Origin of the sequence: Arenibacter aquaticus (genome assembly GCF_003957295.1) — a bacterium.
Classification (GTDB): Bacteria; Bacteroidota; Bacteroidia; order Flavobacteriales; family Flavobacteriaceae; genus Arenibacter; species Arenibacter aquaticus.
In genome coordinates this window covers 266,002-280,594 of sequence record NZ_RQPJ01000002.1, presented here as the reverse complement: position 1 = coordinate 280,594, position 14,593 = coordinate 266,002, and the positions used below count along the sequence as shown (strand labels likewise).

Annotated in this window: 10 protein-coding genes; 8 read left to right on the top strand and 2 right to left on the bottom strand. The window is 40.2% G+C overall.

Features of this window, described 5'->3' with window-relative positions; all coding sequences use genetic code 11:
- Positions 1–194: 194 nt before the first annotated feature.
- A complete protein-coding gene (locus EHW67_RS04105; RefSeq protein ID WP_126161090.1) occupies positions 195–1,250 on the top strand; it encodes an NAD(P)/FAD-dependent oxidoreductase in 1,056 nt (351 codons plus the stop codon).
- Here the strand turns inward: EHW67_RS04105 and EHW67_RS04100 are convergent.
- Positions 1,240–1,629, bottom strand: coding sequence for a DUF983 domain-containing protein (locus tag EHW67_RS04100; protein WP_126161089.1), 390 nt, complete (start codon positions 1,627–1,629; stop codon positions 1,240–1,242). The genes EHW67_RS04105 and EHW67_RS04100 overlap by 11 nt on opposite strands.
- A 64-nt stretch (positions 1,630–1,693) precedes the next feature.
- Between EHW67_RS04100 and EHW67_RS04095 the strand changes: the two genes are divergently transcribed.
- The 7 genes from EHW67_RS04095 to EHW67_RS04065 all read left to right on the top strand — a co-directional run bounded on the left by EHW67_RS04095 (position 1,694) and on the right by EHW67_RS04065 (position 11,781).
- Positions 1,694–3,610: an ABC-F family ATP-binding cassette domain-containing protein gene (locus EHW67_RS04095; RefSeq protein ID WP_126161088.1), complete on the top strand. Its 1,917-nt coding sequence runs from the start codon at positions 1,694–1,696 to the stop codon at positions 3,608–3,610.
- A 168-nt stretch (positions 3,611–3,778) separates the two neighbouring features.
- A complete protein-coding gene (locus tag EHW67_RS04090; RefSeq protein ID WP_158285075.1) occupies positions 3,779–4,657 on the top strand; it encodes a leucine-rich repeat domain-containing protein in 879 nt (292 codons plus the stop codon).
- A gap of 13 nt (positions 4,658–4,670) precedes the next feature.
- Entirely contained in the window at positions 4,671–5,576 is a 906-nt protein-coding gene (locus tag EHW67_RS04085) for a leucine-rich repeat domain-containing protein (protein WP_126161086.1), read from the top strand.
- Between the two features lie 156 nt (positions 5,577–5,732).
- Positions 5,733–6,872 (top strand): efflux RND transporter periplasmic adaptor subunit, encoded by a 1,140-nt coding sequence (locus EHW67_RS04080; RefSeq protein ID WP_126161085.1) that lies wholly within the window; start codon positions 5,733–5,735, stop codon positions 6,870–6,872.
- Entirely contained in the window at positions 6,869–10,168 is a 3,300-nt protein-coding gene (locus tag EHW67_RS04075; RefSeq protein ID WP_126161084.1) for an efflux RND transporter permease subunit, read from the top strand. The genes EHW67_RS04080 and EHW67_RS04075 overlap by 4 nt, the downstream gene beginning before the upstream one ends.
- Positions 10,168–11,532 (top strand): TolC family protein, encoded by a 1,365-nt coding sequence (locus tag EHW67_RS04070; RefSeq protein WP_126161083.1) that lies wholly within the window; start codon positions 10,168–10,170, stop codon positions 11,530–11,532. Before EHW67_RS04075 ends, EHW67_RS04070 begins: the two co-directional genes overlap by 1 nt.
- A 66-nt stretch (positions 11,533–11,598) precedes the next feature.
- Positions 11,599–11,781 carry a CPXCG motif-containing cysteine-rich protein gene (locus EHW67_RS04065; RefSeq protein WP_126161082.1) on the top strand — a complete coding sequence of 61 codons (183 nt, stop codon included), beginning with the start codon at positions 11,599–11,601 and terminating at the stop codon, positions 11,779–11,781.
- A 91-nt stretch (positions 11,782–11,872) separates the two neighbouring features.
- Here the strand turns inward: EHW67_RS04065 and EHW67_RS04060 are convergent, their stop codons facing one another.
- Positions 11,873–14,587, bottom strand: a complete 2,715-nt coding sequence (locus EHW67_RS04060) for a M16 family metallopeptidase (RefSeq protein WP_158285074.1) — start codon at positions 14,585–14,587, stop codon at positions 11,873–11,875.
- Between the last annotated feature and the right edge of the window lie 6 nt (positions 14,588–14,593).

The window sequence follows — 14,593 nt, the reverse complement described above, 5'->3', positions numbered from 1 at the left end:
AATAAAATTCCAATTCAATTGTAAGAATATGCGCTACATCATTTGATGTGGCGCTTCTTATTTATAGTAGCTTTTTTTAACAACTATAATTTCAATGGTGGTGCGGACCTACATTGTAAGAGACCTCAGGGCAAGTAAATGATTAAAGCCTTAAATTGTACGGGGATTTAAAAATCCTTCTCTACTTTTACGGCATGGTAGATTATATAATCGTAGGCTTGGGCTTGGCCGGAATTTCTTTTTGTGAAGTATTGGAACAGAACAACAAGTCGTATAAGGTAATTAGCGATGACTCCCAAACATCATCGGTGGTGGCTGGAGGCTTGTACAATCCAGTGATCCTAAAAAGGTTTACCTTGGCTTGGAATGCCAAGGAGCAGCTTGAGGTGGCTATACCTTTTTACAAAGGTCTGGAACAAAAATTGCAGATTAAATTGGACCATAAAATCCCAATTCTAAGGCGTTTTGCCAATATAAACGAACAAAATCTATGGTTTGAAGCAAGGGATAAAGCCAGCTTGGGATATTTTTTGGCTCCCAAGATCAGTACTTATAACAATCCTCATATTCAATCGCCATTTGGTTACGGAGAAGTTTTATATACAGGAAGGGTAGATACGGCTACTTTATTGTCTCACTACAAGACCTACCTGCAAGAGCGGGATTTGTTAGTTCAGGATACGCTTCATTATGAAGCTCTGGAGCTAAGTAGCGAATATGTAGAATACAAGGGAGTAAGGGCAAAAAAAATCGTCTTCGCAACGGGATTTGGAATGAAAAATAATCCCTATTTCAATTATTTACCGCTCAATGGTACCAAAGGGGAATTGCTAACCATAGAGGCTCCGGCATTAAAAGAAGAAAATGTTATAAAATCTTCGGTCTTTATTATTCCTTTAGGAGATGACCTTTACAGGATAGGGGCCACCTATAAATGGAAGGATAAAACAAACCTGCCTACCCAGGAATCAAAGAAGGAGTTATTGGAAAAACTGGATAGTTTTTTAAATTGTGCCTATAAAGTGGTAAACCATGTGGCCGGAATAAGGCCTACGGTCAGCGATAGAAAGCCGCTAGTAGGAAGGCACCCGGATCATGGCAATATGTATTTGTTGAACGGGCTTGGTTCCAGAGGGGTTATAATAGCCCCAACGGTATCTGAGAAGTTGTATGATTTTATAGAAAACAAACAAGCTTTGGATCCAGAAATGGACCTAGCGCGTTTTACTGATAAGCACTTTAGGAATTAACCTTGGCTGCTTTGGGGTCGTATTTAATAAAGAAATTGATCCAGATGTTTCTGGAAACCCTAATAATAAACGGCATAAAAACGATCAAGGTGGCAATTATGGCAATAAATGATTGGATCAACGTTGCCTTGAACATTAAAAAGGCAATAATGAAAGTGCCAACGGCAAAGGCAACCCCAACCCCATAACTTACGTACATAGCTCCATAAAAAAAGGAGGGCTCAATTTTGTATTTGGTTCCACAACAGGAGCAACGCTCGTTCATCTTAAATATATTTCCCAAATGATAAGGGTTCTTGTCTTTGTACATACTCTCTTCTTGGCATTTAGGACAAGTTCCTGTTAAAATACTGTAGAGTTTGCTTCCTTTTTTTAACATTTGCAAAAGTTTATGTAAAAGTACATTTTTACTTAATTAATCCTTGTAACAATAGTCACATATTATGCTCAATATTCACAATCTTTCTGTTTCCTTTGGAGGAGAATATTTATTTGAAGAAATATCCTTTAGATTAAACTCCGGGGATCGTGTTGGTCTTATTGGGAAAAATGGGGCGGGAAAATCTACCCTTTTAAAGATCTTGGCCAAGGACATGCCTATAGATTCTGGGACTATAGCTAGTGATAAGGATCTTAAGATGGGCTTCTTGCGCCAGGACATCGATTTTGATTTGGGCAGGACCGTGCTGGAAGAGGCCCAACAGGCCTTTGAGGAAATTAAAGGGTTAGAGCTAAGGTTGGATGAGATAAACCATCAGTTGGCAGAACGTACAGACTACGAAAGTGAAGGGTATAATCAGCTCATCATTGATTTGAACGATGTTACACATCATTACGAAATTCTAGGGGGCTATAATTACCAGGGTGAAACAGAAAAGGTATTGTTGGGTCTTGGTTTTAAACGGGAGGATTTTGATCGTAAAACCGAAACTTTTTCCGGAGGATGGAGGATGCGGATAGAATTGGCAAAACTTTTGTTACAGAGTAATGACGTGCTTTTGCTTGATGAGCCAACCAACCACTTGGACATAGAATCTATTATTTGGTTGGAAAATTTTCTAAAAAACTATAGCGGAGGGGTGATGATAGTGTCTCACGACAAGATGTTTTTGGATAATGTAACCAATCGTACCATTGAGATTTCCCTTGGTAGGATCTACGATTATAATAAGCCCTACACCCAATATTTGGTGCTTCGAAATGAGATCAAGCAACAACAGTTGAACGCTCAAAAGAACCAAGAGAAGGAAATACAACAGGCAGAGCGACTAATAGAGAAATTCAGGGCAAAATCTACCAAGGCCTCTATGGCCCAATCCCTTATAAAAAAGCTCGATAAGATGGAGCGTATTGAGGTGGATGAAGATGATAATAGTGTGATGAATTTAAGGTTTCAGGTCTCGGTTACTCCTGGAAAGGTGGTAGCGGAAATGGAAAGCTTGGAAAAGAGTTATGGGGACAACCATGTGCTCAAAGGAATAGACCTTTTAATTGAAAGGGATTCCAAAACTGCCTTTGTCGGTCAAAATGGCCAGGGTAAATCTACCTTGGCAAAAATCATGGTCGGCGAGCTGGACCATAAGGGTATCCTAAAGTTAGGTCATAATGTGCAGATAGGGTATTTTGCCCAGAACCAGGCGGAATACCTGGATGGTAATAAGACTATATTGGACACCATGATTGATGCTGCCAATGAAAAGAATAGGAGCAAGGTGAGGGATATTTTGGGCTCCTTCCTGTTTAGGGGAGATGAGGTGGATAAGTATGTGAAAGTCCTTTCGGGAGGGGAAAGAAACCGTTTGGCCTTGGCTAAAATGCTTTTACAGCCTTTTAATGTTTTGGTAATGGATGAGCCAACCAACCATTTGGATATCAAATCCAAAAACGTCCTTAAGCAAGCTTTGCAAAATTTTGACGGCACGCTAATTCTAGTGAGTCACGATAGGGATTTCCTTCAAGGGCTTACCAATAAGGTATATGAGTTCAGGGATGGTAAAATTAAGGAGTATCTGGGGGATATTGATTTCTATTTGGAACAACGTAAGGTGGAGGATTTCAGGGCCATTGAGAAGAAAAATGTCCCGTCACAGAAGAAAGACAAACCCCAGGAAAAGCATGTAGTTTTTGAGGATCAAAAAAAGATAAAATCCCTCAAAAATAAGCTCAGCAACACTGAAAATAATATCGCCAAATTAGAAAAGGAAATTGCGCGGATTGATCAGGATTTGCTAATGAATTATGATAAGACCATAGCGGAGCCCAATTTTTTTGACATGTATCAGAACAAGAAAAAAGAGCTGGAAACCCTTATGAAATCCTGGGAAAAAATCACCTTGGAGTTGGAAGAATTTGCTTCATAGTTAAATTGGACCTTTATTATACGCTTCGTACACCACAACTTTTAGTACCTACACCACAAAAACAGTAGATACTGGGGTATTTTGTCGAGTTTTTTTGCGGTTTACCTTACTATAATCTTATTTTGTAAGGTAATTCTTTAAGTCTCTTATGGGGCAATGTACAAAATGATGAAAAAAGGCATCTTAGTGCTGTTTGTTTTTGTAGCGCAAGTTTTATCCGGTCAAATATCAGATCAGGAAAAAAATGCACTTATAGACATATATACCAGTACCCAAGGTGGTTCTTGGTTCAAAAGCTGGAACCTTAGTGCTCCTGTTGCCAACTGGGAAGGAGTTACCGTAGAGGGGGATAAGGTGGTTTCTATAGATTTAATGGGGAATAACCTCAAAGGTAGTCTGCCTTCATCTATGGGAGATCTAAAGCATTTACGGGTTTTGAACCTTGCGCTTAATAAAATTAGTGGAACCCTGCCAGAAGCTGTTGCCTCCTTAAAGAGTTTGGTTGTTTTAAGACTTGGAAAAAACAAGATATCCGGTGGTATCCCGGAAAACATTGGGGAGTTGCAAAGACTTGTGGTACTGGATCTGTTCGATAATAGTCTTACAGGAGAACTGCCAGAGAGTTTGGGCAAAATTAAAACACTCAGGGTGCTCTTGCTTTCAAATAACGGTTTAAGCGGAAGTGTTCCAAATGCCATTGGTAATTTGAAAAACTTAGAGCGTCTTGAAATGGGCGATAATAATTTAGGGGGCGTGATACCTAAAAATTTGGATAGGTTAACCAATTTAAAAATGTTGGTTTTGGCTGAAAATAATTTTATAGGCCATTTTCCTGAGGAGATTTTAAAACTTCCTAATTTGGAGCTGGTGCAGCTGCAAAAGAACAGTTTTGATAAACATTCTTTAAGACAGGTAAATAGTGCGGAAAACTTTGCACTTTTTGATTATGACGGAGAAAGCGGTTTTAGAAATTTTGATGTAAAAAATTTGCCTAGTGAAAAGGATATCAGAACTGCTGAGACAAGGTTTGAAGATAATATGGAATAATAAAGATAGAAGCATGAAAATTAAAAAGTTACAAGCAAGCTGCTCATTGGCTATTGTTGTATGTTGCATGATTTTTGGATCAGCCTTATATGCTGTGGTTCCAAAAAGCGAAAAAAATGTATTGTTGTCCCTGTATCATAGCACTGGAGGTGAAAATTGGAACAATACTTGGGATTTAAACGCGGATATATCTACTTGGCATGGAGTTACGATTAAGAAAGGCCATGTAGTGGAAATTAATCTTTTTAGGAATAATTTGGTAGGTAGCCTGCCTGAGGAAATAGGTGGGTTGAAGCATTTGGTACATTTAAACCTTGCTTTTAATGTTATTGGGGGGGAGATTCCAAAAAGCATCGCCGAATTAAAAAAGTTGGAGGTTCTACAGTTGGAAATGAATAGGTTGGAAGGAGAGATACCTTCAGAACTAGGAAATTTACAGGCATTGGTGAAGTTAACGGCTTTTAATAATTTCCTTAGCGGACGAATCCCTGAGAGCCTTGGGAATATGCAAAAATTGAAAGAACTTAATTTGTCTAGCAATAATTTAACTGGCCGTATACCCAATTCTTTGGGTGAGCTTTCCCAGTTGGAAAGCCTAGGACTTTTTGAAAATAAGTTATATGGGGCCATTCCGGGAGAACTAGGTAAATTGGGACAACTAAAAGAATTGGTGTTGGCCAATAACGAACTTGGTGGGGAAATTCCGAAAGAATTTGGTCAATTGGCAAGTTTGCAGATTTTGCAAATTCAGAATAACAACATTTTTTCATTTGATAATATGGGTCAATTGAATTCTGGTCAGTTCCTTGTTTTTGATTATGATAAGGTAGAAGAGAAAAAAGAGAATAAATACAGGGATTTTGATGTAATAAGGACCAGAATGGCCGACACAAAATTTGAAGATGAAATAGAAGAGTAGAATATACTTAAATCTAAGTTGGTTTGGTAAAAGGGAATGTATTGTACATTCCCTTTTTTTTGTATTGTGGCTTATGTGTAACTTTAAGATACATTTAACAAAGTGCGCTTAAACTTATAGATAGTTTTGTAATCAAACCAGCTTGCTACCCAACATATGAATTCTAGAAAAATTATATTGTCCGTTTTGGGGGTCCTATTGATCATAGGGTCTTTTTTTGGCGCTAAAAAAATTATCGACAGTAAGAAGACCCCAAGGCCACGCCCGGAAAAGGTGATAAAGACCGTTTTTGTCGAAAAGGTAAAAAATGGCAATGTGCCAATAGTGGTTCCTGCCAATGGTAATCTTGTTGCCAAAAGGAGGGTAGAGCTATATGCCGAGGTCCAAGGAATCTTTAGGCCGGGCAAAAAGTTGTTTAAACCCGGACAGGAATACAGGAAGGGTGAGGTACTTATACAAATTGATCCGGCTGAATATTATGCCAGCGTTCAGTCTGCCAAGAGTAATTTATATAATCTTATAACCTCTATAATGCCCGATTTACGATTGGATTATCCGGAGGTTTACGGTAAGTGGCAGCGCTATCTGGCTAATTTTGATTTGGAGGAAAGTGTTCCGGACCTTCCGGAAATGGCTTCCGAAAAGGAGAAGTACTTTATTTCTGGCCGGGGGATTTTAAGCAATTATTACAACCTTAAGAATATGGAGCAGCGGCTCTCCAAATATACCATAAGGGCCCCTTTTAATGGAGTGTTGACCGAGGCTTTGGTCACAGAGGGCAGCTTGGTACGATCTGGGCAGAAATTAGGGGAGTTTATAAATACCAGTTCCTATGAGCTGGAAGTGGCCATAAGCAAATCATATAGTGATTTGTTAAAGGTTGGTGAAGTAGTAGAGTTAAGGAGTATAGATGAGGCTAAAACCTATGAAGGTACGGTTACCCGGATAAACGGACGGGTAGATCTAGGCTCACAGACTATAAATGCCTATATAGAGGTCAATAATCCAAATCTGCGCGAAGGAATGTACTTGGAGGCCTATCTGAAGGCTAAGGAGGAAACGAACGCCATAGAGGTAAACCGGAGTTTGCTTACCGAGAACGGAGAGATCTTTGTAGTCAGGGACTCTGTTTTGGACTTGGTACCGGTTAATCCAGTTTATTTTTCAGATGAAAAAGTGGTGCTCAAGAATGTGCCAGAAGGACTGTCCATTGTATCCAAACCTGTAATGGGGGCCTATTCGGGAATGTTGGTTAAAGTGTATAAGGATCAAGAAACCAACAAAGAGGACCAATGAGAAATGTTATAGCCTATTTTATAAAGTATCATGTTGCAGTAAATGTTGTAATTGTAGCTTTTCTTGTTTTTGGTGTTGTAGGGGCCTTATCCCTAAAATCTTCATTTTTCCCATTAACCGATTCCAAGAATATAACCATAAACGTAACCTATCCCGGTGCTTCCCCACAAGAGGTGGAAGAGGGTATAGTTCTTAAAATTGAGGATAATTTGAAAGGCCTTGAGGGGGTAGATAGGGTTACTTCCAATTCAAGGGAGAACAGCGGTGTTATAAATGTAGAGATAGAGAAGGGGAGGGATATAGATTTTATGTTGTTGGAGGTTAAGAATGCAGTAGATAGAGTGCCTTCTTTTCCATCAGGAATGGAGCCTTTGGTGGTCTCCAAATTGGAGACGGTAAGACAGACCATTAGTTTTGCCATAAGTGGTGAAAATATCACCTTGACGGCCCTAAAGCATATTGGTAGGCAGGTAGAGAATGATATCAGGGCCATGGAGGGCATCTCCCAAATCAATGTAACCGGATATCCCGATGAGGAAATAGAGATTGCCGTAAATGAAAATAGCCTGTTGGCATACAATGTTTCATTTGATGATGTGGCCCAGGCTGTCTCCAATGCCAATATTTTAGTTACCGGTGGTAATATCAAGACCAATGCCGAAGAGTTTCTTATTAGGGCCAATAATAGGTCATACTATGGAAAGGAGCTGTCCAATTTAATCGTAAGGGCAAATTCTTCCGGACAAACCGTGCGACTCAAAGATGTTGCCGATATCCGGGATAGATTTTCGGAAACCCCCAATGCTACGTATTTTAATGGAAACCTCGCTGTAAATATAGCTATAACGAGTACCAATACTGAAGATTTAATAACCTCTTCTGAAAAGGTCAAGGCATATATAGAAGAGTATAACCAGAAGCATAACAACGTTCAATTGAGCGTAGTCAGCGACCAATCCGTAACCCTTACCCAGCGAACGCAATTACTGACAGAAAATGCTATTATGGGGATGATCCTAGTGCTTGTGTTTCTTTCACTCTTCCTAAATACCAGATTAGCTTTTTGGGTGGCTTTTGGACTGCCAGTGGCATTTTTGGGGATGTTCGTTTTTGCAGGATTCTTTGATGTAACCATCAATGTTTTGTCTCTTTTCGGGATGATTATCGTTATAGGTATCTTGGTAGATGATGGTATTGTGATTGCAGAAAATATCTATCAGAATTATGAGAAGGGAAAGCCTCCCATCCAAGCTGCAGTAGATGGGGTCATGGAGGTAATGCCTCCTATTATCTCGGCCATTATAACTACCATCCTGGCATTTTCCATATTTCTGTTTTTAGACAGTAGGATAGGAGAGTTTTTTGGGGAGGTTTCGGTAATCGTAATTCTTACCCTAGTGGTGTCCTTGGTAGAGGCTTTGATTATATTGCCTGCTCACCTTGCTCATTCCAAAGCGCTTCAGCCCCTGGATAAAAAACCTAAAACTGGGGTTGCAGGGTTGTTTGCCAAATTGAGGATCATTAATGAATGGGGCGATAACTTTATGAATTGGATGCGTGATAGGCTATATGGTCCATTATTGCGTTTCTCGCTTAAGTATAAGATCCTGATGTTTTCGGTGTTCGTGATGTTGCTATTTTTGAGCTTCGGTTCCATTGGAGGGGGCATTATTAGAACCTCCTTCTTTCCCAGGGTAGCCAGTGATAGGGTGTCCGTAGATCTATTAATGCCCAACGGCACCCATGAAAGGGTGACCGATTCCATTATTAGCCTAATAGAGGAAAAAGCCAAGATAGTAGACAAGGAGCTTACAGAGAAGTATTTAAAGGGAACGGGTAAGCAACTTTTTGAAAATATGATCAGGAAGGTTGGGCCAGGTTCCTCTACGGCTTCCTTGGATATAAACCTCTTGCCTGGTGAGGAACGACCAGACGCAATACGGTCCGATTTAATTACAAATAGGCTGCAAGAGTTGGTTGGACCCGTGGTAGGGGTAGAAAGTCTTATTTACGGTTCTGGGGGCAATTTTGGGGGAAGCCCTATTTCTGTGTCCTTGTTGGGTAATAATATAGGGGAGTTGAAGGCCGCCAAGAAAGAACTTAAGACCATATTGGAAAATAATGCCCTGCTCAAGGATGTGGCCGATAATGATCCTGCAGGAATTAAGGAGATACGCTTGGAACTTAAAGAGAATGCCTATTTAATGGGGCTAGACCTTAGAAGTGTTATGAACCAGGTCAGGGCCGGGTTCTTTGGTTCCCAAGCACAGCGCTTTCAACGGGGTCAGGATGAAATTCGTGTTTGGGTGCGCTACGATAGAACGGATAGATCGTCCATAAATGATTTGGACGATATGAGGATCAGTGCGCCCAACGGTAGTAAGGTGCCCTTAAAAGAGATTGCGACCTATGTTATAGAAAGAGGGGATGTGGCCATAAACCATTTGGAAGGACAGCGTGAAATTCAGGTCTCGGCAGATATTAAAGATGATAAGACCACTAGTGCTACCGATATAATGAATGAAATTAGGACCGTAATAATGCCAGAAATACATTCTAAATATCCAACGGTGACAGCCTCTTATGAAGGGCAGAATAGGGAAACCAATAAACTATTTGGGTCCTTAAAGTTTGTTGGCCTTTCTGTTTTAATGTTGATTTATATTACCATTGCCTTTACTTTTAGAAGCTTTAGTCAACCACTTATGTTGATCGTTTTGGTGCCTTTTAGTATTACGGCGGTATCTTGGGGACATTGGATCCATGATTTTCCAATTAATGTCTTGTCAATGTTGGGTATTATTGCCCTGATCGGGATTATGGTGAACGACGGGCTGGTCCTTATAGGGAAGTTTAATGGTAATCTGAGGGAGGGGATGAAATTTGATGACGCAATATATGAGGCCGGTCGTTCCAGGTTTAGGGCCATATTTTTAACTTCAATTACCACAATTGCCGGATTGGCACCTTTACTATTGGAGAAAAGCAGGCAGGCACAATTTTTAAAGCCTATGGCTATCTCCATTGCTTATGGAATTGGATATGCAACCTTGCTGACTTTGTTGATGTTGCCTTTGCTGCTTGCATTTAGCAATAAGATTAAAGTAGGGAGCAAATGGTTGGCAACCGGAAAAGAAGTAAGCAAGGAAGAGGTAGAAAGGGCTATAAAGGAACAAGTTGAAGAGCGCCATATGCAGGGCTTTGAAAGACATAAAAACAACGGGCACCTACAAGAAATTACAGCACCCGTGGAGGGTGAAAATGTAATGGCCAACAAATTGGAAGAAAAGAAATAATGAGATATACCTATTTAATAGCCACTTTCTTATTTTCTGTATGTAGTGGTGCAAAGGCACAGGAAAAACTATTGTCCAAAGATGAGGCCGTTTCCCTTGCATTGGAAAACAACTTTGGAATTAAGGTAGCCATGAACCAGTTGGCCATAGCCGAAAATAACAGTGGTTTATTGAACTCTGGGTATTTGCCCAGCCTTAGCGGTTCGGCCGGTGCTAATTATAATGAATTGAACAGTAATACAGAATATCCGGGTCAATTTGATTCAGAAGGGATTCCAAGACCAGATTTGGAGATAAATGATGCGGAGTCCCAATCTTATAACGCCGGTCTAAGCTTAAACTATACCCTTTTTGATGGGTTTGGTCGACTTTATAATTATAAGCGCTTAAAGGAACAATATCATTTAACGGAGCTACAGGCTAGGGAAACCATAGAGAATACCATTCTGCAGTTGTTTAGTGTTTACTATGAAGTAGCAAGACTGAGTGAGAATGAAAATGTATTGCGACAAGCATTGCAGATTTCCAAGGACCGAATTAAAAGAGCAGAATATTCCTTTGAATATGGACAGAATACAAAATTGGATATCTTAAATGCCCAAGTGGATGTTACCAACGACAGCATCAGTTTAATGAATGTACAGCAGAATTTGGTCAATGCCAAACGCGATTTAAATGTAGTCCTAAGTCAGAATTTAAATGAAAGGTACGCTGTAGACACCTTGGTGTCTTTTATACCTCGATTACAAATAGAGGAATATATAGCTCGTGCCAAGGAGTATAATGTTGCCATACTTCAAACAGAACGGAATTTGGCTATTAATGAGTACGATATTAAAGTGAACAGGTCAGGATACCTTCCCAGCTTGGGGCTAAGTGGTTCCTACGGGTGGAATTTAAACCAGAGTGCGGCTACCTCCTTTATACCTGGCCAGATTATACCAGGTAGCAACAGGAACAGTTTAAACTTTGCCTTGGGAGCCAGTCTTACTTGGAATTTGTTTGATGGAGGAGGAACTGCTGTAAGGGTCAAGAATTCTAAAATAGCTTATGAAAACCAAGAGTTGTTAAAGGAGCAGGTATCCCTTGAGGTGGATAGGGATATTTTAAACGCCTTGGAAATCTATGAAAATAGATTGCAGATATTTAAGATTCAGGAACAGAATGTAATAACCAATCAGAATAATTTTGAGCGTTCCAAAGAGCAGTTCCAGTTGGGTAGAATTACATCTATAGAATTCAGACAGGCACAGATTAACCTCTTAAATGCCCAGACCAATAAAAATTTGGCCAAGTATGACGCCAAATTGGCCGAACTGCAACTACTACAATTAACAGGGCAATTATTGGAGGTGTCATTTTAATGGATGGTAATTCCTTTTTTTTAAGGGAATTATCTTAAGCTTAATTTTTAGAAGAGCACTAGAGTCATGTACGAGCACTTTTTTCAATGTCCCTATTGTTGGGAAGAGATATCCATGTTATTGGATCCATCTGTAAGTAAACAGACCTATGTTGAGGATTGTGAAGTTTGTTGTAATCCCATTGCTGTTACTCCCGTTTTTGGAAATGGCGAATTAATGTCGTTTGAGGCTTCGGAAATTGGTCAATAAGGTAGCAGTTTTAAAGGGTGTCTAAAAAGAAACAGTCCAAAAACTTTAGTTTTTGGACTGTTTCTTTTTAGTAGGTTAAAGCTTTTTCTTCTTATTTTTTAAAATCTCCGGCGTTTACCACTGTCCAGATTTTATAAGGCTTTATGTATTTTTGAATAGCTTTGTTAACATCGCTTACCGTTAAGCTCTTCACTTGTTCTTCAAGGGATTTTTGGAAATCCATACTGCGACCGTAAAAGATATTGTTGTTTATCATGTTTGCCAATTCGGCATCCTTGGCACGGGATACATTTTCTTCCTGTATCCAACCATTTACTGCGTCCTTTAACTCGTCCTGCGTTATTCCCTCCTTAATAAAACGATCTATCTCTTCTTGGAAGCCAAGTTGAACTTTGTCATAGTTTTCCGGGGCATAAATTGCATAGAGGTACATAGAGGAATTTTGGTCTTGGGCATCAAAATCTGCTCGGAACCCAGCTCCTGCGCCATAACTAACACCATCTTTTTGCCTCAATCTATCTGCTATCCTCGAATTTAAAAAACCTCCACCTAAAATGGTGGCGCCAATACTAAGGGCAGCATAGTCCTCATGGTCTTGGCTTATTTTTATGTTGAGGTTACCAAATGTCATAGCGTTTTTCTTGTCAGGGGTTAGTATGTCCTCATGTATATCTTTGGATGCTACATGCGGATTTTTTAGTCGCTCGTAACGGTTTTTGCTGCGGTATTTGGTAAATTCTTTGGTCATAAAACCTTTGACCTCTGTGGAGGGTAAATCCCCTATACCCACCAATATGGATCTGCCCAGACCGTAAAAGTTTTTGTGGAATTTCTTTATGTCCTCAATGGTCACCGCTTTAATTGCAGCTTCTTCCTCTTCAACCGTCATGTTGTACAATGGGTGTCCTTTTGGGTGTACATTGTTTATGACAGACATTCTTTTTGTGGCCAGGAACTGAGGTTCGGTCTTATTGCTCTCCAAATAGGCCAGGGATTCTGTTTTTAATTTTTCCAATTCTGACTCCTCAAAAGCTGGATTTTTTAGCATTTCGGACATCAGTGTCAGGCTGGGCATCAAATTTTCCTCAGTGGATACTACCGTAGCATAGAGATTTCCATTACTGGCCCTAAAGGATATGGAAGACTTTAACTTGCTCAGCTCATCCTCTATTTGTTGCCTGGTTTTGGAGGTGGTGCCCTTGTTTAGCATGCTTGCGGTAAACGAAGGGACTACCCCTTTATCGGTAAGAGATTTAGCATTGCCGTTCCTGGTGCTAAAACTTACTCTTACCGTTTTGCCCCTATTGTTTTTTTCAATAATACCAAAGGCAATGCCGTTGGAGAGTTCACCGGTATCCAGTCTAGATTGTATGGCATCATAGCTAACGTCAAAGGCCTCACCAGTACCCATATCCTTCTTGCCTGTATAATTGGATACCAAGGCTTCCAGGTCTTGTGTGTGATCTATTTCTACTCTTTCGGGTTGTTTGGTGGGTTTAAATCTTCCAATAGTTCTATTGGTAGCGATCAGGTATTTCTTAGCACTTTTATTTACTTGTTCCAGGGTCATATTTTCAATTCTATCCCTCTGTATAAAAGCCAATCGCCAATCGCCCGCACCAATGAATTCGCTCATGTAAGTGCCCAGATAGGCCGAGTTTCTAAAAATTTGATCTATCTGTTTTAAGAGGTTTGCCTTTGCCCGATCCAGTTCTTCTTGGGTAATAGGTTGGTTTTTGATGTCGTCCAAGGTTTGCTTAAGTGTTTTCTCTACCTCATTGGCATCTTTGTCCGAAGGCACGTCTACATTGATGTATAAAAACCCAGGTTCCTTTGTGAATGGTGAAAAGGACCAAATAGAGGATGCCTTTTGGTTTTCTATCAGGGCTTTGTAAAGTCGGCCCGAAGGTTCGTCGGTTAAGGCATTTTCCACAATTGCCATGGCTGCGTAATCTTCATGCGATCCCGCAGGGGTATGGTACATGGCGGATACCAATTGTAAATCGCCCACCCTACTAAGGTGTACGGTCTTTTCACCATCCTGGGCGGGTTCTTTGGTATAGGAATCACTTAATGGAACACTTGGTTTTTCCAGGATCCCAAACTTCTTTTCAATCAGGGCCAGGGTTTTGTCTTCATCAAACTTACCGGTAACCATTAATACCGCATTGTCCGGTCTGTAGAATTTTTTGTAAAAAGCCTTGAGGTTCTCTATGGGCACCCTTTCTATATCCGATCGGTTCCCTATAGTGGAATTACCGTAGTTGTGCCAAATATATCCGGCACTTATTACTTTTTGCATGAGTACCCGTGATGGGTCGTTTTCGCCACTCTCAAATTCGTTCCGCACCACACTAAATTCGGATTCCAAATCTTTTTTGGCGATATAGGAATTTACCATTCGATCTGCTTCCAGATCCAAGGCCCATTCCAGATTGTCGTCCGTGGCGTTAAAAGTCTCAAAATAGTTGGTTCTGTCGTACCAGGTGGTGCCATTTGGTCTGGCGCCATGTGAACTTAATTCTTTCGGAATGTTAGGGTGGTTTGGCGTGCCCTTAAAGACCATGTGTTCCAGTAAATGGGCCATTCCCTTTTCCCCATAGCCTTCATGTCTTGATCCTACCAAGTAGGTAATGTTTACCGTAATTGTTTGTGAGGAATTATCCGGAAACAAAAGTACTTTTAGCCCGTTGTCCATTTTGTACTCCGTAATGCCTTCCACTGTGGTCACCTTTTTTAGTTGTCCATAGGACAGGCTAACAGAAACAAGGCTAATCAATAGTGTGAAGATGATTTTTGTTTTCATGATCAT

Coding starts and splice junctions, on each gene's coding strand:
- EHW67_RS04080 (WP_126161085.1), top strand. CDS start 5,733: ATGAATTCTAGAAAAATTATATTGTCCGTTTTGGGGGTCCTATTGATC.
- EHW67_RS04105 (WP_126161090.1), top strand. CDS start 195: ATGGTAGATTATATAATCGTAGGCTTGGGCTTGGCCGGAATTTCTTTT.
- EHW67_RS04065 (WP_126161082.1), top strand. CDS start 11,599: ATGTACGAGCACTTTTTTCAATGTCCCTATTGTTGGGAAGAGATATCC.
- EHW67_RS04090 (WP_158285075.1), top strand. CDS start 3,779: ATGAAAAAAGGCATCTTAGTGCTGTTTGTTTTTGTAGCGCAAGTTTTA.
- EHW67_RS04060 (WP_158285074.1), bottom strand. CDS start 14,587: ATGAAAACAAAAATCATCTTCACACTATTGATTAGCCTTGTTTCTGTT.
- EHW67_RS04085 (WP_126161086.1), top strand. CDS start 4,671: ATGAAAATTAAAAAGTTACAAGCAAGCTGCTCATTGGCTATTGTTGTA.
- EHW67_RS04095 (WP_126161088.1), top strand. CDS start 1,694: ATGCTCAATATTCACAATCTTTCTGTTTCCTTTGGAGGAGAATATTTA.
- EHW67_RS04075 (WP_126161084.1), top strand. CDS start 6,869: ATGAGAAATGTTATAGCCTATTTTATAAAGTATCATGTTGCAGTAAAT.
- EHW67_RS04070 (WP_126161083.1), top strand. CDS start 10,168: ATGAGATATACCTATTTAATAGCCACTTTCTTATTTTCTGTATGTAGT.
- EHW67_RS04100 (WP_126161089.1), bottom strand. CDS start 1,629: ATGTTAAAAAAAGGAAGCAAACTCTACAGTATTTTAACAGGAACTTGT.